The organism is Sphingobium bisphenolivorans (genome assembly GCF_000412635.1).
Classification (GTDB): Bacteria; Pseudomonadota; Alphaproteobacteria; order Sphingomonadales; family Sphingomonadaceae; genus Sphingobium; species Sphingobium bisphenolivorans.
The window spans coordinates 54,385-72,744 of the sequence record NZ_ASTG01000021.1; the positions used below are offsets into that span (position 1 = coordinate 54,385).

General features: G+C 61.8%; 16 protein-coding genes and 1 pseudogene. 9 read left to right on the forward strand and 8 right to left on the reverse strand.

The genetic code is table 11. The annotated features are described in order from the left end of the window. Positions 1 to 17: 17 nt before the first annotated feature. Positions 18 to 2,438 carry a TonB-dependent receptor gene (locus L858_RS20325; RefSeq protein WP_022684064.1) on the reverse strand — a complete coding sequence of 807 codons (2,421 nt, stop codon included), beginning with the start codon at positions 2,436 to 2,438 and terminating at the stop codon, positions 18 to 20. A gap of 167 nt (positions 2,439 to 2,605) precedes the next feature. On the opposite strand from L858_RS20325, the gene L858_RS0115475 reads away from it, so the two are divergent. Continuing rightward, positions 2,606 to 5,350 (forward strand): winged helix-turn-helix domain-containing protein, encoded by a 2,745-nt coding sequence (locus tag L858_RS0115475; protein ID WP_022684065.1) that lies wholly within the window; start codon positions 2,606 to 2,608, stop codon positions 5,348 to 5,350. Between the two features lie 298 nt (positions 5,351 to 5,648). Here the strand turns inward: L858_RS0115475 and L858_RS0115480 are convergent, their stop codons facing one another. Together L858_RS0115480 and L858_RS21715 are read right to left on the reverse strand one after the other, a co-directional pair. After that, entirely contained in the window at positions 5,649 to 6,194 is a 546-nt protein-coding gene (locus L858_RS0115480) for a tyrosine-type recombinase/integrase (protein WP_028056199.1), read from the reverse strand. Next, a pseudogene (locus tag L858_RS21715) lies at positions 6,175 to 6,350 on the reverse strand (IS701 family transposase); the annotation flags it as partial. The gene L858_RS0115480 and the pseudogene L858_RS21715, both read right to left, overlap by 20 nt. 131 nt (positions 6,351 to 6,481) lie before the next feature. On the opposite strand from L858_RS21715, the gene L858_RS0115485 reads away from it, so the two are divergent. The 4 genes from L858_RS0115485 to L858_RS0115510 all read left to right on the forward strand — a co-directional run bounded on the left by L858_RS0115485 (position 6,482) and on the right by L858_RS0115510 (position 8,917). Next, on the forward strand, positions 6,482 to 6,718 hold the full coding sequence (locus tag L858_RS0115485) for a hypothetical protein (RefSeq protein WP_238564983.1): 237 nt from the start codon (positions 6,482 to 6,484) through the stop codon (positions 6,716 to 6,718). Positions 6,719 to 6,830: 112 nt separating this feature from the next. After that, positions 6,831 to 7,508: a type IV toxin-antitoxin system AbiEi family antitoxin domain-containing protein gene (locus L858_RS0115495; RefSeq protein WP_022684066.1), complete on the forward strand. Its 678-nt coding sequence runs from the start codon at positions 6,831 to 6,833 to the stop codon at positions 7,506 to 7,508. Next, positions 7,501 to 8,373, forward strand: coding sequence for a nucleotidyl transferase AbiEii/AbiGii toxin family protein (locus tag L858_RS0115500; RefSeq protein WP_022684067.1), 873 nt, complete (start codon positions 7,501 to 7,503; stop codon positions 8,371 to 8,373). The genes L858_RS0115495 and L858_RS0115500 overlap by 8 nt, the downstream gene beginning before the upstream one ends. A 73-nt stretch (positions 8,374 to 8,446) precedes the next feature. Next, the gene (locus L858_RS0115510; RefSeq protein WP_022684068.1) at positions 8,447 to 8,917 is read left to right on the forward strand and encodes a DUF1810 domain-containing protein; all 471 of its coding nucleotides are present in this window, start codon (positions 8,447 to 8,449) and stop codon (positions 8,915 to 8,917) included. Positions 8,918 to 8,931: 14 nt separating this feature from the next. On the opposite strand, the gene L858_RS0115515 is transcribed toward L858_RS0115510, so the two are convergent. Further along, entirely contained in the window at positions 8,932 to 9,483 is a 552-nt protein-coding gene (locus L858_RS0115515; RefSeq protein WP_420801835.1) for a hypothetical protein, read from the reverse strand. Positions 9,484 to 9,805: 322 nt separating this feature from the next. On the opposite strand from L858_RS0115515, the gene L858_RS20330 reads away from it, so the two are divergent. Then, positions 9,806 to 10,357, forward strand: coding sequence for a Ros/MucR family transcriptional regulator (locus tag L858_RS20330; RefSeq protein WP_037504814.1), 552 nt, complete (start codon positions 9,806 to 9,808; stop codon positions 10,355 to 10,357). A gap of 33 nt (positions 10,358 to 10,390) precedes the next feature. Here L858_RS20330 and L858_RS0115525 read toward each other — a convergent pair whose 3' ends face one another. Continuing rightward, positions 10,391 to 10,582, reverse strand: a complete 192-nt coding sequence (locus L858_RS0115525) for a hypothetical protein (RefSeq protein WP_028056202.1) — start codon at positions 10,580 to 10,582, stop codon at positions 10,391 to 10,393. Positions 10,583 to 10,735: 153 nt separating this feature from the next. On the opposite strand from L858_RS0115525, the gene L858_RS0115535 reads away from it, so the two are divergent. Together L858_RS0115535 and L858_RS22030 are read left to right on the forward strand one after the other, a co-directional pair. Beyond that, positions 10,736 to 11,206 carry a hypothetical protein gene (locus L858_RS0115535; protein ID WP_022684073.1) on the forward strand — a complete coding sequence of 157 codons (471 nt, stop codon included), beginning with the start codon at positions 10,736 to 10,738 and terminating at the stop codon, positions 11,204 to 11,206. 106 nt (positions 11,207 to 11,312) lie between these two features. Further along, a complete protein-coding gene (locus tag L858_RS22030; protein WP_193742877.1) occupies positions 11,313 to 11,531 on the forward strand; it encodes a hypothetical protein in 219 nt (72 codons plus the stop codon). Positions 11,532 to 11,770: 239 nt separating this feature from the next. Here L858_RS22030 and mobF read toward each other — a convergent pair whose 3' ends face one another. From mobF to L858_RS0115555, 3 genes are read right to left on the reverse strand one after another with little or no spacing between them, the layout of a single operon-like run. After that, positions 11,771 to 14,869 (reverse strand): MobF family relaxase, encoded by a 3,099-nt coding sequence (gene mobF / locus L858_RS0115545; protein ID WP_022684075.1) that lies wholly within the window; start codon positions 14,867 to 14,869, stop codon positions 11,771 to 11,773. A gap of 3 nt (positions 14,870 to 14,872) precedes the next feature. Continuing rightward, positions 14,873 to 17,185, reverse strand: coding sequence for a type IV secretion system DNA-binding domain-containing protein (locus L858_RS0115550; protein WP_022684076.1), 2,313 nt, complete (start codon positions 17,183 to 17,185; stop codon positions 14,873 to 14,875). Further along, positions 17,172 to 17,465, reverse strand: coding sequence for a ribbon-helix-helix domain-containing protein (locus L858_RS0115555; protein ID WP_022684077.1), 294 nt, complete (start codon positions 17,463 to 17,465; stop codon positions 17,172 to 17,174). Before L858_RS0115555 ends, L858_RS0115550 begins: the two co-directional genes overlap by 14 nt. A gap of 514 nt (positions 17,466 to 17,979) precedes the next feature. Here L858_RS0115555 and L858_RS0115560 point away from each other — a divergent pair. Continuing rightward, on the forward strand, positions 17,980 to 18,204 hold the full coding sequence (locus L858_RS0115560; protein WP_028056203.1) for a DUF6437 family protein: 225 nt from the start codon (positions 17,980 to 17,982) through the stop codon (positions 18,202 to 18,204). The last annotated feature ends 156 nt before the right edge of the window (positions 18,205 to 18,360 follow it).

Sequence of the window (18,360 nt, forward strand, 5' to 3'; positions counted from 1 at the left end):
GGGAGACATCGGGTGGTTCAATACTTCCAGCCGAGCGTCACGCCGAAGGTGCGAGGCTGGCCGTAGATGCTCGCCGCGTAGCTCAACGCCGACACGTCGAGACCCCAGATGCGGTACTTCTCGTTGTTCACGTTGCGCACGAAGGCGGCGACGTTCCAACGATCGCCCGGGAAGGTGTAGTCCACCCGCAAGTCGACCGTCGTATACGCCTTCTGGAAGTTGGTCGGTTCATTGAGTGCAGTCAGATAATGCGATCCGACATAGTTGACGTTCGCCTGGCCGGCGAGCTTACCGCCGAGCGCGTCGAAGGAGTACCGCGCGAACCCGGTCAGCGAGAGTCCTGGGGCGTTGGGCAATTCGCGATCCGCCAACGCGCCGTCGGGTAGTGGGACGTCCTTCACCTTGCTGTGGCTGACGGCGGCCGACACCGCCAGGTCGAGGCCGCGGGTCGGATTGACCTTGAATTCGACCTCGCCGCCATAGTTGGTCGCGTCGACGTTAAAGATCTTTTGAACGAGATTGACGATCGCGAACGCCTGATAGTCCTTATAGTCGTAGTAGAACACCGATCCGTTCAGCGTCGCGCGGCCGTCGAGGAACCTGATCTTTGCGCCCGCTTCGTAGGAGGTCAGAACCTCCTGCCTGTGTGGAAGCGAGGAGACATCGATCGGCGGGAAGATCGGACCCGACCAGTTGCCGCCCTTATGCCCTCGGGTATAGCCGGCGTAGAAAAGCGTGTTTGCGTCGGGCGCGTAGTTCAACTGCGCCTTGGCCGACACGTTGTTGAAGGATCGGTCCGCGGTCGGGTCAGTCGATGGATTGTAGACGACGTTCGCCGGTCCGCCCGTCAGCACCGTCTGGAAGCCGAGTTGGTCGCGCCAGCGATAGTCGAATTTTTTGCGATCGTGCGTGTAGCGGAGCCCCGCGGTGACGTAGAATTCGGGCGTGACGTAATAGTCCGCTTGCCCGAACACCGACCAGCTATGGACCTTGAGCGTGTAGTCGGCGCGGAAGGCATCCGTAACCGGCGAGCCGGCGGTGCAGGCCGGAGCGGTGCAGGTGAGCCCGATATAGGGACCGAGGTCGAACAGTCCATCGACGCCGTAGCGACCATTCATGTCGAGATAGTAGGCACCTGTCACCCACTTCAGCTTTGACGAGCTGCCGTTTAGCCGCAGCTCCTGCGAAAACTGATCATATTTCATCTCGGTGCCGTAATCGAACAGATGGGACGGACCACCGTCGCTGTCGAGCGAGAATATCTTCTTGATGTTCTGGTAGTTGCTGACCCCAGTCAGGGTCACGCCATCGAAATCATGGGTGAGTTTGCCGGTGATCGAGTAGATGCTGCGATCGAACTCGCCGGGATTGCTCAAATTGATGCGGAACGGGTTCGATCCCTGGCGGTAGCCGGTCAGATCACAACCTGCGCAGGGCGAATTGATGAAGGCGAGCGTCGGCAACGCCGCCAGATTCACGTACGTGCCGATCTGATTGGGGGCGAGCGGGAAGCCAAGCTGGTTCGGCCCGACACCCGCCGCCTGCGTCGTGTAGGCGGCGCCACGCGAGTCGCGGTTGAGGTCGGTGGAGCCGATCAGTTTCAGCGTCGTCTTCGGGCCCAGGTCGAATTCGAACTGGAGACGCGCCGCATATTCGTTGGTGTTACCCGGATTGGCCCCGACGCCGTTGTGCCAGGGGCCCTCGTCGTTGTTGGTGGCGAACGAGAAGCGCGCGCGAACGCCGTTAGCAATCGGGCCGCCGATCGCACCTTCGGTCTGCACGAAGCCGTTGCCATATTCATAGCCGCCGCCGGTGACCTGGAAGTAGGCGCTCAGCGTTTCGGTCGGGCCCTTGGACACGTATTGGATGAGGCCGCCGGTCGCGTTGCGTCCGAACAGGGTGCCCTGCGGTCCGCGAAGCACTTCGACGCGCTCGAGGTCATAGCTGCGCACGCCGATCGCGCTCGTCGAGCCGATATAGGCATCGTCGACATAGACGGCGATCGGCGCCTCCAGATGGTCGGCAAAGTAGTTTTGCGACACGCCACGGATGTTGATATTCGTGACCGACGGATGGATCTGATATATGCTGACCGCCGGCGTGATCTTCGCGATGTCGCTCGCGTTCGTCACTCCCAGACGCGTCAACTGGTCACCATTGAACGCCGTGATGGAAAGCGCGGTCCTTTGCGCGCTCTCGTTGCGCCGGTTCGCGGTGACGATGATGTCGCCTGTCAGCGAATCCTCGTCGGCCTCGCTCGTCTGGGGGGCTGCCGTAGTGCCAGTCTGCGGCGCGGGGGCGTCCGGCCCCGGTGTCGCCTGCGCGAAAGCGCCCGAAGCCGGGAAGATCGCCATGGCGCTGCAGAGCAGCAGCTGGTGCAGACCGCCGATGCGAAGACGGCGGCGCGGGCAAACGGTATCCGTGATCTGGTCAGCCATTGTCTATCCCCTCCTGGCCAGATCTTGGCGTCTGGCTGCGTTGCGCGACTCTCCCTGATGAGGTCAGCGACCGGTCAGGAACTTCATGCAATTGACAGGCTAACGACCGCGTGGCACCCCGGTCACCTAACGAAGGTTGGTAAGGACGTTTTTTCCGGAAATGCGTGATGCGTACCGCCCGCGTTAGGTATCGGCCGCCGGCGAGTTCCGCGCTCCTCGTACAGCGCGAGCGGCTGCTCGATCGTGAGTCGGCGATCCGGGACGCCAAGGTCACGCTAGTGCAAGCCGCCGCCGGCTATGGGAAAACCACCTTGCTCGCCGAGTGGTATCGGCGGCTGAGCAAGGAACGGGGAATAGCTTTATGGGTCCCGATCGACGCGACGATCGGAGATTCGCGCGATCTGTTCGAGGCATTGGCGAAAGCGCTGGAAGCGGCCGACGTCACGATCGAGGAGATCAAGGTCTTGCTGTCGGCCGAAGGATTCGCGGCCAACAACGTGCTGGTCGCGGCGATCAGCGACGCCATCGCGACGATCGACAGCGACGTCTTCATCTTCTTGGACGATCTCCATTTTCTATTGCGGTCGGAGGCGAAGAGCGCGCTCGTCGCGTTATTGCGCGACCTTCCCGGCAACGCTCACATCATCATGGGGTCGCGCGAGGTGCACGACCTGCCGCTGGCGCGGCTGCGGTCGCGAGGCGAGCTGGTCGAGCTCTACGAACACGACCTGCGGTTCGCCGACGAGGAGACCGAAGCGTTTCTTCAGCAGGCCGGCCAGACTCATCTCTCGCGGGACGACATCGCCCGGATCAACGCGTCGACAGAAGGCTGGGCGACCGGCCTGCGGCTTCTCAGCCTCGCCATCGCCGACGGCGACGACGTGCCGTTGCTGGAACCGGAGAAGGGAAGCCGGCGAAAATATGCCGCCTTCTTCGCCGAAGAGGTTTTCAACAATCGCTCACCAGAGGTGCAGGAATTTCTTCTTTCGACGGCGTGTCTGGGTCGTGTCTGCGCGTCGTTGGCGAACGCAGTGACGGGTAACAAGGACGCTGCCGGCCTTCTCGCCGAAATCGAATCGGCGGGGTTGTTTCTGGTCGCGCTCGACGAGGACGGGCAGTGGTATCGCTATCACCATCTGTTCAGCGACTTTCTGAAGCGTCGACTCGAGGCGCGTGAGCCCGGCGGCATGGCGCGGCGGTGCGGAGAAGCCGCACGCTGGTTCGCTGACAACGACCTGCTCCCCGAAGCGTTCGAACATGCGATGCTCGCGAACGACCCCTACCTCGCAGCGCTGATCCTCGATCGCCGTTGCCAATCGATGTTCTACAGCGGAGAGCTACGATCGTTCGTCGGACTCGCCGAACAACTACCCGCCGCGGCGCTCAACAAGTTCCCCCACATCCTTTTCACGCAGGCCTGGCTCTTGATCATCAGTTGGCGCTTCTCGGAGGCGGAAGACGTCCTGGCCGCCAGCCGAGACCGCCTGAGGCAACTCGACGAGGCCGGCGTCGACGATCGCACCGATCGCGCATCGCTGCAATTCCTGCAAATCCATCGCGAAATGATGCTCGCGCTGTTCACCGACCGGATGACCGAGACGAGAGAACTGCTTGCTCAGCTCGAAACGGCGGAACCCATCTCCGATCACTACATTCTCGGCACAGTCTACACGTCGCATCTGTATCACGGCCTGCAGCGGCCGGCCCGATGCGAGATCGACGATCTCGACGCACAAGCGCAGCAGCACTACCGCAGGACCGGCAGCATCTTCGTTCGGATCTGGCACCATTCGGTGGTCGGACTGGCGCTCCTTCGCCGCGGGGACCTGTCGCGCGCATTGCCGGCGCTCGAACTCGCCATGGCTTCGGCCCAGCGATTGGCGGGTGAGACCTCGGAGCTCGCGGCGATCCCAGGCTTGCTCATGGCGGAAGTCCATTACGAGAGGGACGACCGTACCGAGGCCGCGCGGCTTATCGCTACCTACGAGGAGCTCGGCCGTGGGCTAGGCTATGTCGACCAGCGCGTGGCGAGCCTGATGGTTGCCGTTCGCCTGCGTCAGATCGGCAAAGAAACGCAGATCGTGGAACACCTCCTCGCCGATGCAGCGGCGCTCGCGTCGGCGCATGGTTTCGAACGGCTCCGCCTCTCTGTCGCTGCCGAAGCGGCTCGGCATTACCTACTCGAAGGCAGGCTGGATCGCATCGGTCGTTTCGTTCGCCGAGGTGACGTCTCGACCGAGTTGAAGGACCATTTCCCCGCCGCTCAGAAATCGCTGCTGGATGAGGCAAGAGCGCTGCTGGCGGTCCGGCTTGCGCAAGCGCGAGGCGAGTTCGCCAACGCCGCAGTAGTCGCCAGCCGCTGGGCGGATCTCTACTTGAAAGGCGGCTGGCGAACCGCGGCAGTGCGATGGAGCGTACGCGCGGCGACTTTGGAGGCATTGAACGGCGACCGCAGCCAGGCGCGTCGCACGCTGCTCGGGGCGGCGCTGCACGGTCGCGACGCCGGACTCGTACGCAGCTTTCTCGACGGCGGCGAAGTCGTCATGTCGCTCCTCGCGGGGCGCGGCGTCGACGGCGCCACGGGAGAGGAGGGGTCGAGTCTCGACGGCTATCTAGCGATGCTGGTCCAGCGGTGGAACGGCGAACAAGGCAATTTGCCATCCAACGCCGCCAAGACCGACCGGTTCTTCGGCGAAAGCGACCTGATTTCTGCGCTCGACGCGCTTACCGAACGTGAGGTCGATATCTTGCGACGCGTCGGCAACGGTCAACTTAATCGTGAGATAGCTGATGCCGTCGGGCTCACAGAGGGATCTGTGAAATGGTACCTCAATCGAATCTATGGAAAGATCGGTGTGAGCCGTCGCGCGCAAGCCGTCAAACGTGCCAGACAGATGGGGATTATCGTATAAAGCTTCCACGTCTCGTTTCGGGGCCATGGCGACATGATGCGCGCCGGCGAATATGATCTGCAACCCTGCAGGTGCTGTTCTGGGCTCCGTCGTCTGCGAGGGCGTTCCCGAGGTGCGGCGCGCCTGTCGCGAGATGATCCCAATCCGGGTTCCAGCAACGCAAATCTATCTAATCAGCAGAGCCGGCGCGGCACGCTTTCCCCTATTCTCAGCCCCAAATGTGTTTCTGGCCAGCAGAACCCGGCAAGGGTCATGCGGTTTCTGGCGGGTGACAACCGGGCGACGCCGCGCCACGTCGTTAGGCGACGGGGCGACGAGCCGGGAATCGGAAGTCGCCGTCAACGAGCGACGCGATCGACCGGCGCGATTGCGACCCGATCGCCTTCACGGGCCGCTGGATAAGGGCGCCCGGATCGGGCAAGCTATCGCTCAACATGTCGGCCCACACCTTCGCTAGCTCCCGCCGGCGTGGCATGTAGGCGGCGCGGCTGTAAGCACTCTCGACCTTCTCTTTCGGAACGTGGGCTAGCATCAAGTGGATGATTTTGCGGTCATGACTTTTGCCTTGCCGCTCGGCCCACTCGTTCATGATGGTCGAGAAAGCGGCACGTAAGCCGCGCGGCACGTGATGACCATGATAGCCGGCACGGTTGAGAAGGTAGCCGACCGCGTTCTCGCTCATCGACCGATGCGTGTGGCGATTGCTAGGGAACAGCAACTCGCCGTTGCCGGTGAGCGGCCATAGCACCCTGAGCACCGCAACGGCTTGGGAGGTGAGTGGCACGAGGTGATGGCCGTCAGCCTCCACCTTGCGATCGAGGTCAGCCTGTCTTGCGGCGCTCATCGCTCAACAAACCGTCCAGAAACAGATTCGCCGACACCGCAACTCGCTACTGCGTGAACAATCCGCGCATGCGGCTCTTTACGTCCCGCAGCGAGGACCTCACAGTTCCAGCGTCGTTTCGATCGATGCACCCGTCATCCACAGCCTCCAAACCATGGAGACCTTTTGATCCAGAGTTCAATCAAAAATGCAACTGTAATGCTAGTTTGATAATGCCCACGGCTATATACGCGGTGTGACTGACAGGATCATGGTACAGGTTTGAGATGGCAAAGGCGGCAAGCTTGGTGTTGGCGACGGTGAACGCTCCTTACGGAGCGAACCTCTCCGCGCGTCAACTCGCCGCGCTGATCGCCGACCCCAAGAGCGCCAGCGACTTCAACGCGCCCGTGTTCTCCTTCTTCTTGGAAGTCAGCCCCGATCTGCAACGGCAGTTCGTCGAAGTGATGGGCATTGATGCCACGAAAGTCCAAGCGACTGCGAGGGAGTTCTCGCGCTTGTCGGGCTACACGCTAGCCACCTGAATCGATCAGGCTCGGCGATATATGCCTTACCTGCGGTTGCCCCTCTTGCTCTACGATATCCAGGACAAGAAAATTCTGGAAACTTTCATAAATTGGAAGTATCAGGAATTTCATGTCATCCTTGGCACAACAGGTCACAGCAGCGGGTCTGGCCGATCATATCCTCAGCGAGCGCCAGCTCGGCAATCTGCTGGGTGGCGGTGACGCGCGGCGCTACGGCCTCGTCAACCGCGCGCTCAAGGATGGCTCCCTGCTTCGCGTGAAGCGCGGCACCTATCTGCTGGGCAAGCGCTATCGCAGCGAGGCCATCCATCCCTTCCCCGTTGCGCAAGCTCTCGTACCGGGCAGCTATGTCTCGTTCGAAAGCGCGCTCGCCCATCATGGCTGGATCCCCGAGGCGGTCTTCGTGACCGCGAGCGTGTCGCCCGGCCGCAAGACACTCCGCTTTGAAACGCCCGATTTCGGACCCTTCAGTTTTCATCCGCTCGCAATCGCGGATTATCATTTTCTGACCGGCGTCGATCGGGTGCAAGTGGGCAAGCTCACCGCTTTCGTCGCGCAGCCGCTAAGGGCCCTGTTGGATCTGGTCGCCCTGCGGAAGGAACAGTGGACGGGAATCGAGTGGCTGACCGATGGCATGCGGGTCGACGAAGACATGCTCCTCGGGCTCCGGCGAAAGGACTTCGCCAAGCTGAAACCGGTCTACAAGCACAAGGCGGTGAGCACCTTCCTCGCCTCGCTCGAAAGCGCCGTGCTGACGGCCAGGAATGGACCGTCAGCATATGATTGACATCATCCAGGAGAGACTGCGCCGCTACGATGCCGCCAACGCGCTCGAGGAAGAGAACGCGGTCAAGGAAATCCTCCAGGAAATCGCGCTCTATGCCCTCTGGCGCAGCGACTTCTTCGACGTCGCGCTCTTCCAGGGCGGCACCTCCTTGCGCATCCTCCACGGCCTGCCGCGCTTCTCCGAGGATCTCGACTTCCTGCTGCGGGAACCCGACCCGGATTTCGACTGGACGCCCTATCTCAAGACGCTGATCGAGGTGTTCGGCCAGTTCGGGCTGAAGCTCGATGCGCTGCCCAAGGCGAAGATGGACAAGACTATCCGCCAGGCGCTGATCAAGAACGATTCCATCGCGAGCCAGCTCGACTTGTCTTTCGCCGGAACGGGCAAGCCAAAGACGATCCGGATCAAGCTTGAGATCGACGTCAACCCGCCTGCGGGCTCCACTGAGGCGTCGACCTTCCTCGACTTCCCGGCAGACCATGAGGTTCGCCACCAGGATCTGGCATCCAACTTCGCGCTCAAGATTCATGCCCTCCTTTGTCGGGGCTTTCTCAAGGGCAGGGACTGGTTCGATTTCTCCTGGTATGTCGCCAAAGGAGTAGCGCCCAATCTGCCGCTTCTGCGCACGGCGCTCATCCAAGCCGGCCCCTGGGCGGGCGATGATCGCATCGCCGTCGACATGGCGTGGCTGAACGAAGCGCTGGGGAACACGATCGCGAAGATCGACTGGAAGGGTGCTGCCGACGATGTGCGCCGTTTCCTGCGCCCGGCCGAACTCAAATCGGTCGATCTCTGGAGCGAACGCTTCTTCCTTGCCAAGCTGGACAGACTGCCTCCGCCCTCCGGCGAAGTGGCCCAGCCATGAACGGCGAATTCTCTAATTTCGTCATCAAGGTGCTAGTCGATACGCTCGCGGCCCAGGTGTCGCTGGAGCCTTTATGACCGCCAATCACGTGTCCGAACGTTTCGTCGAGATGCAGACGCTCACTTATGCGCCGGCACTTTCCGAAATCCGCCGTGGCAAGAAGGTCACCCATTGGATGTGGTGGATTTTCCCGCAGCTCTCGGGCCTGGGGCAAAGCTCGACTTCACGGCAGTTCGCGCTTCAATCGTTGGATGAGGCACAAGCCTATTTCAATCATCCGGTCCTGGGGCCACGGTATATCGAATGCGTCACAGCCTTACAGGACCTGGCAACCAATGATCCGATTGCCGTGTTCGGCACGGTCGACGCGATGAAGCTTCACTCGTCGCTGACATTATTTGAAGCCGCCAGCACTCATCCCCTGATCGCGGCAGCACTCGACCGCTGGTTCGGCGGAACACGAGATTCCAGAACGGTGAAGCTTCTCAAGGCGAAGACCTCACGGCGCGTTCGCCCCAGCGAGACCGGCGAACCCAAAGGCTAAGGGCATTTAAGAACCTACCGCGCCGCCGCCGTTCGAGGTTGACCGTGCGCACCGCGCACATAGGGTTTGCGCTGATTTTCGCTGGTGGCGATGCTCGGTTGGAGCGCGGCGCGGACGGGGTCCGTCACCGTATAGACCGCATGACGCTGAGCGCCGCGGTTCTCGTGGTCGACCCAACAGCCCTGGTAATGGCGCTTGATGAGCCCTGCCCGCACCAGCTCCGATACCGCGCGGCTGATCGCCGTCATGCCGGTTTCCCGGATGCGCTCACCGATCTGTGCGTCAACGAGACGCTCGGCCTCGTCCCGGTCATCCGGCAATTCCCCTTTGGCCTCGAGCGCCGCCCGTACCTTGTCCGCGGTCATGCGGCGATGATGATAGCGCGCGCCGCTCGGCGCGATTGCCGCAGCCAGCCACTCCCGGATCGGCACCAACGCCTCGCCTTCTCGAACGAGAGGGCCCGCCTGCCCGTTCGGCCGGGCGACACGTGCAATAAGGTCCAGCACCATGAAGGTGTAGCGCGGCCGCGCGGAATGCTCCGCGATCGTGCGGACTATGTCCGGCATGCTTGTCGTTGGCTGGGAGGCCGGCGATGCGAAGAGATCCTGCTGGAACATGGAACGAATCAAGCACAAAGCGGGACTCTTGTGAATCCCCCAATTGCTCATGCAGACCGGCGAACCGCCTTTGCCACCTATGTCACTTTAGCTCAGGGCTTTGGTGGTAAAGTGACATAGATGTCATTTGTTGCTGCCTCAAAAAGTGGGCGCTTCAGGCAGAATTCTCCATGAAGCGGGACGTTGCGACGCTTATTGCGAAGCACGCCACTTCCCGCTAGCCACACGGCTTCACCGATCCTCTCTGCCTAGCCTGGAAAGCCAGCAAAGCATGACCGAAGCAACCGAACGCGACAGCACACTCATCACGTTGACCGCCGACATCGTGGCCGCGCATGTCACCAACAATAGTGTTGCCGTGAGTGATCTGCCGTCGCTGATCCAGAATGTGCACGATGCGCTAAAACGTCTCGGCAAGGCCGATACAGTGCCGGAAGCGAAACAGGAACCTGCAGTGTCGATCCGGGCTTCGGTGAAGCCCGACCACATCGTCTGCCTCGAGGATGGCAAGAAGCTCAAGATGCTGAAGCGGCACCTGATGACGCACTATCAGCTCACGCCAGCCGAATATCGCACCAAGTGGAACCTGCCCTCCGACTACCCGATGGTAGCGCCCAACTATGCCGAAAAGCGCCGCGCGCTCGCCAAGAAGATTGGTCTCGGCCGCAAGCCGAAGGTAGCGTCCGCTCCTGCAGCCAGGACGAAAAAGGGGCCAGCGGCCGGCAGTCCCACGCAGGAACGCGGCCCAGCCCGGGCGCCTCGCGCAAAGCGCTCTGTTCTCACACCAGCCTTTGCGCCGCCAAACGACGCCGACGCAGGCTAAACGCGGAAATCACCCCGAAAAGGCGGGTCGGCGTCATGTCGTGCGGCGGCGGCGCGGTCCGACATGTTCGGCAGACACCTCGAGATCGACCGCAAGCTGGGTAAGCGTTCGGTGCGCTCCGAGGCGCTGAAGACCGTCCATACGCGGATCACGCTTGAGGCTGTCGATGCGCGAGCGCACGAGCGAGGCGGCGACGCGAAGCGTATGAGGATCGAGTTCGGTCATGGACCGAACTATAGCGCAATTGAACATATGATGCGATCATCTACGGAAGGACATTCCGGAAAGAAAACCGCTGAAACTCGGCATGATAGACTTGAATATGGGATATGACAGCCTCGTCATCGGCGATATGGTCAATCACCAAGAGGGGGCGCTATGACCTTTGAACTTATCGACAAACTCGTAACGGAAGAAGGCTATGCCTTCCAGAGCTGGCAGGACCACTATGGAAAGGGTGTCTGGGCCGCGCTCGGATTTTGGCAGGACCATGTTGATATTGTGCGCGACCTTTCGTGGGACAGCGAGGATCAAATCCTCTTTCCAGCGATGGATTACGTCTTCTCCGCAAATTGGCTCCCTGTCGTGACGGGGGGATCCTTTACCGAAGCGGTGCAGAATTTAGAGGAGCGCCTGAGGCTCCTGCCTCAAGGTCAGCTTGCTCGCGATAGTGAATGGACGAAGGTTGTCTGCAAGGCCCTGCTGGACTTGCGCGAAGCGCATAGCGGGCTTTACCGCAATGGCGAACGCATAAAGTGGCCCGAACCGCTTGACGATCTTCCCGAAACTTTTGAGCTGGCCGTCGAATGGCTTGCGGCATCCGAACGCGCTTGGGTGGGAGAGCTTTAAGCAAAGCGATACATGCCCTGCGACGTGCGACCTGGCATCGCTGCTACTCCGGCGAGCTTGATTGATAGCTCGGCGGGCACTCCAAACGACCATAACGCGGGACAGCTTGCCCCGCCGCCACCTGTTGGCAGGCGAGATCGCCGTCCTCGTTCCAGCACTGCAGGACCGGCCGCCCGTAGCGGTCGGTGTCAAGCTGACGGCACATGATGTTCCCCTTCGCAACCAGCGCGCGCAGATTGTCGCGGCTGTCGTAGGGGTCGCCCGGCACGCAGTTCCGGCCGGGCCGGCAGGCCCCCGGCATTTCGGGCGCATCTATGCCGTATAGCCGTGAACGCCCGAACTCGTCGCACCGAATGTAATCTCCGTCATAGACGTAAGGGCGTGAGCAAGGCGTGCCCCTCGCTCCCTGCGCATCCGCATCATTGTTGCATCCAGAGAGCATGGCGGACCCAAGTAGCAAACCAAGGACCAGCGCCCCTCCCGCGCGTCTGGAGAGTCGCATATGGCACTTTACGCGCCCGAGGAGATGCATGCCACGCCTGGCGCCTGATCGCTCACGCCCGCTCACAGGTCTAGCCCCAAGGTGCGCTCGGGTAGCGGCGGCAGACTGTCGAGATCGATGGGGTCAGGATCGGGTGCCCGAAGGTCGCTCCCCGGCTTCGCCTCTTTCCCCTGCCCTTCGGTCGCCGGCTTGTCACCCTTGGGATTATCTGGCGACCAGCCCTCAATCGGCGCCGCGAGATCGTCTAGCGGGATTTCGCCTGGGTCGAAATCCACCGTCTCGCCCAGCATACCCGCCAACATCTCCGCCGATTGCTCGCTTCGCCCGTCGACATCGATCTTCCCGGTCGTCTCGAGGGCCGACGTCTTGTTCCCCGGCGTGCGCTCGATCTGAGCTATGAGACGATCCTTGTCATCGACGACAAGCATCAGCGCCTCGCGCACACGCGTCACTGTGACGTTGAACAGCCGCTGGTTCGAGAGGAACCGCTCGAAGGACGACATGACCGCGATCGCCTTGTCGACGGTGATGCCCTGGGCCATGTGCATGTTCAGCGCGTAGGCAAGATCGAGGCGAGAGAGCATCGGATCGCCGTGCGGCAGCGTGAGCTGCTCGCGCGACGTCGTCTCGATGGTCACGCCCGCCGCGCCGATTCCGATAATCTTCGCCAGTGCGCTGTTGTCGAGCCCGCGCGCCTTGTCGTTCGCGGTCCAGCGGATTGTCTCGCCTTCATGGATCGCGATCGATTTTGGTTCCGAGAGGCCGAGCCGGTCCTCGCTGGCATGCGGCGAGAGCTTTTGCGGGTCGATCCGGAACCGACGTTTTCCGTCGGATAGCTCGATCTTCCCGTTCTTTTGAACCTTCACGACGTCATAAAGGCCCTTGCCGAGCCCGAGTTCGTCGGTCCGGAACATAACGTCGAGCTTGAGGCCCGCCCGCCAGTTTTGACTGTAGCGCAGCTCTTCGCGGGTGAGGTTCACGCGCTCGAATATCGTGAGCGCAAGACTGTCCTTGCCAAGCGTCCCCTCTGCGGTCAGCCCTTCCTGGATTCGCATGTTGATATGCTCTCGCGCCTCGCGGCCGGATGCAAAGAGCGCCGTTCTTTCACGTTCTTCGGGCGCCAACTCCAGCCACATATCGGCTGCACGCTCGATATGGTCCTTATCCTCGATCACATTTTCGCCAAGGACCCTGATGGCCTCACCCGATTGGCCGCGATCGGCGAGCGCTGCGACAACAGGCAGAATATCCCCCTGTTGGCGAAGATTCTCGTCCATTCGGGCGATGGTCACGCCCGCCGCCTGTACCAGTGCAAAGGCCTTGCCCGCGTCAATCGAGGATATTTGCTGCCGGTCGCCAATCAGGGCGAGCTTCTCCACGCCCAGTAGGTTGGCGATCCGCTCCAGCTTCATCGTCTGCTCGCTGGACACCATGGAACTCTCATCCACAAGCAGTACGGTATTCTTGAGCGCTTCGCGCGCTGCCTCATATCGTGGCCCCTCCTGCCGGTGCAAAACATGCTGGTGGCGCAGGAGGAAGGAAGCGATCGTCTGGCTGGGAGCGCCGATCCCCTCCTGGAGATCACGCACCATTTTGGTCTGAAAGGCCAGTCCCAGGACATTGTGCCCCTCGGTCTTTGCAATATTCGCCGCAGCATGTGCCACCTCGACCACCGCTTGCAGCATCGTCGACTTGCCGGCCCCGGCGATACCCTGGACAGCGACGATACGATCGCGCGATGACACGATCATCGCACCCGCGGCGAGCTGGCCGGCATTGAGCGTCACCTTCGAGGCTGCCTGCAGGCGCGCGGGCGCATCGGCCGCGTCGATAATTGGCGAGACCATGCCCCTGCCCTTCTCCATTTCGGAGATGATCGCTTCTTCGGTACGGATTGCTTCGGGCGTCGTTGCCATGGTGACGATCCCGTCATGACGATGCGACTTGCCCGGGATCAGGGTGCCCTTCTCCAGCAAATTCCCGATCCGGCTCTCGACATGGGTGATCGTCACGCCCTTGAGGCGCAGGTCGAGCGCAGTCTTCGCCAGCACATTGAGTTCCCAGGCCGCTTCGCGCTGCGAAAGGATCCGGACCGCCGAAGCAACCGCGAGCTGCGCGCGGGCCTCGACCGGTGATTGTGTGAGCCGTGCAAGGCCGCGGTCGACAAGGGGGTCGTTGGGGCGGAGGAAGTTGGCCACCATCCCGCGCGCGGAACGGATGGCCTCGCTGACCGCTTCATAGCCCCGCGCCATGATACCGCGGTCCGGATTGCGGGTTATGCGCTCGATCGCCGCCGCCATCAGATCCTTGCCGTCGAATCCGACTGTCGCGGCCTTGTCGATCCATTCCTGGCGCAGCACTTCGCGATCGCCCATGCTGAGCTTGGGATCGCGTGTGTTCTTGGTGATTTCCCGCAGACCCTCGGCGGTCCTGATGCCGAGTTCGAGCGCCTTGCCGAGAATGACCGTGCGCCGCTGGCTGAACAGCTCGAGCACCTCCTTGGCGACGCCGGCAATCTCGAAGGTGCCATGCTTCCCGGTCGAAGTGACCTCATAACCCAGCTTCTCGATCCGATCGCGAAAGAAGGCGTGGTAGATCGAACCGATAACGCTGTTGTTCTTCCAGAGCGCGCCGTTGTGGAGCGCCTGCCATTTGCCATTGGGCATCTTCGTGAGGTTCGCGATCACGGCATGGATATGGCCCTGCGGGTCGAGCGCGCGGCTCGTGTCGTGCTGGAATAGAGCATAGACGAGATTGCCGGTGCGGATCGGCACCTTGCGCCCGTCGATATCTTTGCGGCCCTCGGCGAGGTTCTTTTCGACCCAGCTCATCGTCGCCTTGACCGCCTCCATATGGGCCGCAAGGATACGCTTGTCGCCGGCGATATAGGCCATGACCGAGGCTGACTTCGGCATCGAAAAGGTCATGTCGAGACCCGGCCTGCGGTTCTCTACCTGGCCGACCTTCTCACCATCTGGCAGCTCTCCGTTGAGGATCTTTTCGAAGCCCTCCTTGCCGACGTCGCCGGCAAGACCAAGGTCGGCACTGCCCTCTCCCGCCCAGCTGCTCGCCTCGGAGGATTCCTCCAGCGTGTAGTAATTGTCCTTGGCGAAATAGCCGGCGGCGCCGCCAGCCGAGCGCACCGCCGCGATCGACAGCATCGCCTAGATCCCCATGTCCATATCGTCGTGATCGGCGGATCTGTCTGGACCGTAATCTTCGCGCAATTCGCGCAGCGTCTGGTCCTCGATCTCCGGTCCGCGCGTCCTGCCCGGCTCGGCGCGATCGCGCGGCCGCTGGTCGTTTTCCTCGCGCCCCTCCCGCTCTCCAGGCACCTGCCCTCGCCCGCGTGTACCGTTCGGCCCGGCAACGCCCTGCCCTCCCGGCCGCGCGCGATCGAGGTCCGGATCGCCTCGTTCGCGCCCATCGTCCCGCCCCATCTCCTCTCGGGGAACGGACAGGATTGCTGCGGCGAGGTCACGTGCGACATTGGACCGATCGACCTCTTCTATGACCTGGGCGGCACCATCGCGGCCGCCCCCTTCCCCACCTTCTTCCTCGACCAGTTCACCCCCCCGCCGTCGGCGCGTCGGGGCAATGTTCTCGCGGATGAGAAAGCCCGGAGCGACTGTTGGGTAATCCCTCCATTCAAGCTTGATCCGTGCGGCCGGGAATCCGTCCGGAAATTTGATGAAACCATGCATGGACGGAAGGTTCGTGATGTCATCGGCGATCACAAGCGGCTCGACCTGCTTGCGCGGAGTCAGCGTGGAAGCATCACGCGTCTGGTTGTATCCATAGCTGTACGCCTCATCCATCTGGCGCACTTCGCGGTTGCCGATATAGCGCGCGCATTGCTCGGCCGTGTCGAGATCGGCGGTCGCCAGAATGAGCTTGGTGCGCGCGAGCGAAGCCAGATTCTTGGCGCCCTGTTCGCCGTAGACATCGATCAGCTTCTCGAAACTGTGCAGTCCCAGGACCATCGCGCCGCCGAAAGCGCGCGCCGTCTGCAAGCCATTCTCGATCGCCGGCAACCGGTGCAGGGCTCCCAGCTCATCGAACATGAACCAAGTCCTCAGCCCCCGCGTCCGCGGCAGTGTCATGATGCGGGTGATGGCGATATCCATCCACAATGTGAGCAGCGCACGGTTCATCGCAAGGTCGACATAGTGCGAGGTCACGAACAGGATCGAACCGGGCTTCTCGGGCCGGCAGATCCACTCGCGGATGGAGAATTGCTCGCCCTCGTCGGGCAGGAAACGCAGCGCCTGCGCGTTGGTGTTGAACACGGCGCGGATCGATTCCGCCATGCGCGCTGCCTCAGGCGCGGTAAGCGGATCGGCGATCGTGTTCGCGAGAAAACGGTGCACGCGCTTCAGGTCAGCGGTCATCAGATTGTCGGCGAGATCCGCGTTGGTAGTCTGCCCGCGTCCCTGGAGTTTGATGCACATTTCGATGAACAGCGTGCGCGCCGCCATCGCCCAGAAGGGTTCGGTCGAACCCCCGTCCGAAGGGATCAACGCGGCGGCCGCGGCTGTGAATTCCGAGTGGGTTGAACAGTCGTTGAAGATCGACCAGGCCGGGCAGCGCTGGTCCATCGGGTTGAGGATGATGTCGGTTTCAGGGTTGTAGAAATTCTCGACATAGGTGCCGGTGAGATCGAAGATGACGGCGCTATCCCGGCGCGCGCGCATCTGTGCGACCAGGCTCCGGAGCTCAGTCGTCTTGCCCGCCCCGGTAGTACCAATAAGCATCGTATGCGACTGCTCGAGGCGGTGCGGATAGGGAATGCCGGCAAGGATATAGGGGTGATGAATGCCCGCCCGCTTACGTGCGACAAACGGCATTGCGCGCACCTGGGCGGGGCTCGATCCAGGCAATAGCTGAGCGGCTTCCGCTTCGAACTCGCGCAGATTGTGGGCAACCACCTCGGCATGCAGAACTTCGCGCTCGACCAGCATTGCGCCGCGCTCATGGCGTTCCTGAAGGATCGACTTGCCGCGCTTGCGCGAGATGTCGACGAACCATAGCGCAAGCGGAATAGTAGCGAGAAGCGACAGGAGGATCGCGCCCACCAGCCCGCGCATGGCCTTCGCCCAGGCGGCGATGACGGACGGGACATCGGCGACCTGCGCCATCACGATCGCGCGGATCGACCCGTCCGGTAAAGTGACGTTGACCCGCTTCATCGGATCGAATTCCATGAAGTCCCAAAATAGCGAATAGAGCTTCATGCCGATGAGCTCGATCTCGTGTTCGCGCAGGGTGACAACGAGGATGAAGGAGTATGCGGCGGCAAAGCAGAACAGCCAGACGATGAACGGGATTTTCGCTCCCGACGTCCACATCAGCACCTCGTGGGTAAGGAGCTGGCTGCCGCGCGTGAAGTTGCCGCTGTTGCGCTGGACGGTTCCGCGCGCGGAATGATGGCGCAGGTGAACGGGCTTGCCGCTGAAGCGGATATCAGCGCGCCGCATGATACTGCTCCACGCGCTTGTCGGTCTCAGCAAGGAGCTTGTCCCGCACATCGGGGTATTGGTCCCGGATGATGACGTCGAGCGCCAGCTGGGCATATTCGATGGTGCGCGCCACACGCCTTTGGCTGGCACCGGCGGACTCCGCTTCGGTCGCGAACAAGCGCAGCGCATGTCGGATCATGGCGGAACGGGTCAGCCCGTTGCGTGCAGCCAGGCGGTCGATCCGATCACACAAGCTGTGATCGAGCCGGAGGGTTATCTGAGGATCGTTGTGGTTCATGACAGCCTCTTCGCGCAGAGGCCGGCAGGGGCTGAGAAAGTGCCTTATACTATGCGACATTTCAGCCCGGGGCAACGGTTTTGCATCCCGGCGGACGCATTGCATTGCATTACATAAGCGTTACTTAAAAATGGCAGAAATCAGCGCCATTCTTGGGCTACATCCCATTGCAGTGCATTTGTGTTTCAATGGGATACGGGAGCACATTCAACTAAGGCTTTGATATTACTTGACCCCCATGCACCTTTAGGTGCGTTCGGTGTGCTTAGTTGCTCCATGTTGTCGCTCGCGTCGTCGGGGGTGTGGGCTTGATCTATTCGCAGGAGCGTCTCCGGCTTTCGCGGTGGGCCATTCCGGGCCGTCAGGCCATGATGCCCCAGCGGGAAAGCGTGGCGCTCCTGCGCCCGCGTCGGGCTTTTGACGCGGTAGCCGTCCGGCGGCGGTTCCGGTCTTGGCGGAAGTCGGCTATAGGGGAAATCAGCAAACGCCATTTTGCACTATGGAGATATGCGACATGGCGAGAAAGAGCCTCAAGCCTTCGGAACAACTGCGCGCGCTGGCCGACGAAAGGGCGGCGCTGGAAGTGCGGGAAAAAGAGATGGTGACGCGCATTGCAAGCGACTTCGGCAGTGCGTTGGTGTCGTCTGGTCTGGCCGATCTGAGTAAAGTGGAGTTTGCGAAGCTGGCGCAAAGGATCGGAACGCTCGGCATTGCGGAAACCATGAAGCGGCTTGCCTGATCGGCTGCATGCTGGATGAAAAAAGGGGCGCATGGCGTGGCCGCCATGCGCCCCTTCTCCTGTGCGCTATCACTTATCGGGTGTGCGATTCCCTGCGTTTCAACAGCGCGGGGACAGCAAAGCGACACCCCCCGCGCGCACCAACGCGGCCCGCAA

Excerpts from the sequence above, each read along its gene's own strand:
- L858_RS20325 (WP_022684064.1), bottom strand. The coding sequence starts at position 2,438 with ATGGCTGACCAGATCACGGATACCGTTTGCCCGCGCCGCCGTCTTCGC.
- L858_RS0115475 (WP_022684065.1), top strand. The coding sequence starts at position 2,606 with ATGCGTACCGCCCGCGTTAGGTATCGGCCGCCGGCGAGTTCCGCGCTC.
- L858_RS0115480 (WP_028056199.1), bottom strand. The coding sequence starts at position 6,194 with ATGAGCGCCGCAAGACAGGCTGACCTCGATCGCAAGGTGGAGGCTGAC.
- L858_RS0115495 (WP_022684066.1), top strand. The coding sequence starts at position 6,831 with ATGTCATCCTTGGCACAACAGGTCACAGCAGCGGGTCTGGCCGATCAT.
- L858_RS0115500 (WP_022684067.1), top strand. The coding sequence starts at position 7,501 with ATGATTGACATCATCCAGGAGAGACTGCGCCGCTACGATGCCGCCAAC.
- L858_RS0115510 (WP_022684068.1), top strand. The coding sequence starts at position 8,447 with ATGACCGCCAATCACGTGTCCGAACGTTTCGTCGAGATGCAGACGCTC.
- L858_RS0115515 (WP_420801835.1), bottom strand. The coding sequence starts at position 9,483 with ATGCCGGACATAGTCCGCACGATCGCGGAGCATTCCGCGCGGCCGCGC.
- L858_RS20330 (WP_037504814.1), top strand. The coding sequence starts at position 9,806 with ATGACCGAAGCAACCGAACGCGACAGCACACTCATCACGTTGACCGCC.
- L858_RS0115525 (WP_028056202.1), bottom strand. The coding sequence starts at position 10,582 with ATGACCGAACTCGATCCTCATACGCTTCGCGTCGCCGCCTCGCTCGTG.
- L858_RS0115535 (WP_022684073.1), top strand. The coding sequence starts at position 10,736 with ATGACCTTTGAACTTATCGACAAACTCGTAACGGAAGAAGGCTATGCC.
- mobF (WP_022684075.1), bottom strand. The coding sequence starts at position 14,869 with ATGCTGTCGATCGCGGCGGTGCGCTCGGCTGGCGGCGCCGCCGGCTAT.
- L858_RS0115550 (WP_022684076.1), bottom strand. The coding sequence starts at position 17,185 with ATGCGGCGCGCTGATATCCGCTTCAGCGGCAAGCCCGTTCACCTGCGC.
- L858_RS0115555 (WP_022684077.1), bottom strand. The coding sequence starts at position 17,465 with ATGAACCACAACGATCCTCAGATAACCCTCCGGCTCGATCACAGCTTG.
- L858_RS0115560 (WP_028056203.1), top strand. The coding sequence starts at position 17,980 with ATGGCGAGAAAGAGCCTCAAGCCTTCGGAACAACTGCGCGCGCTGGCC.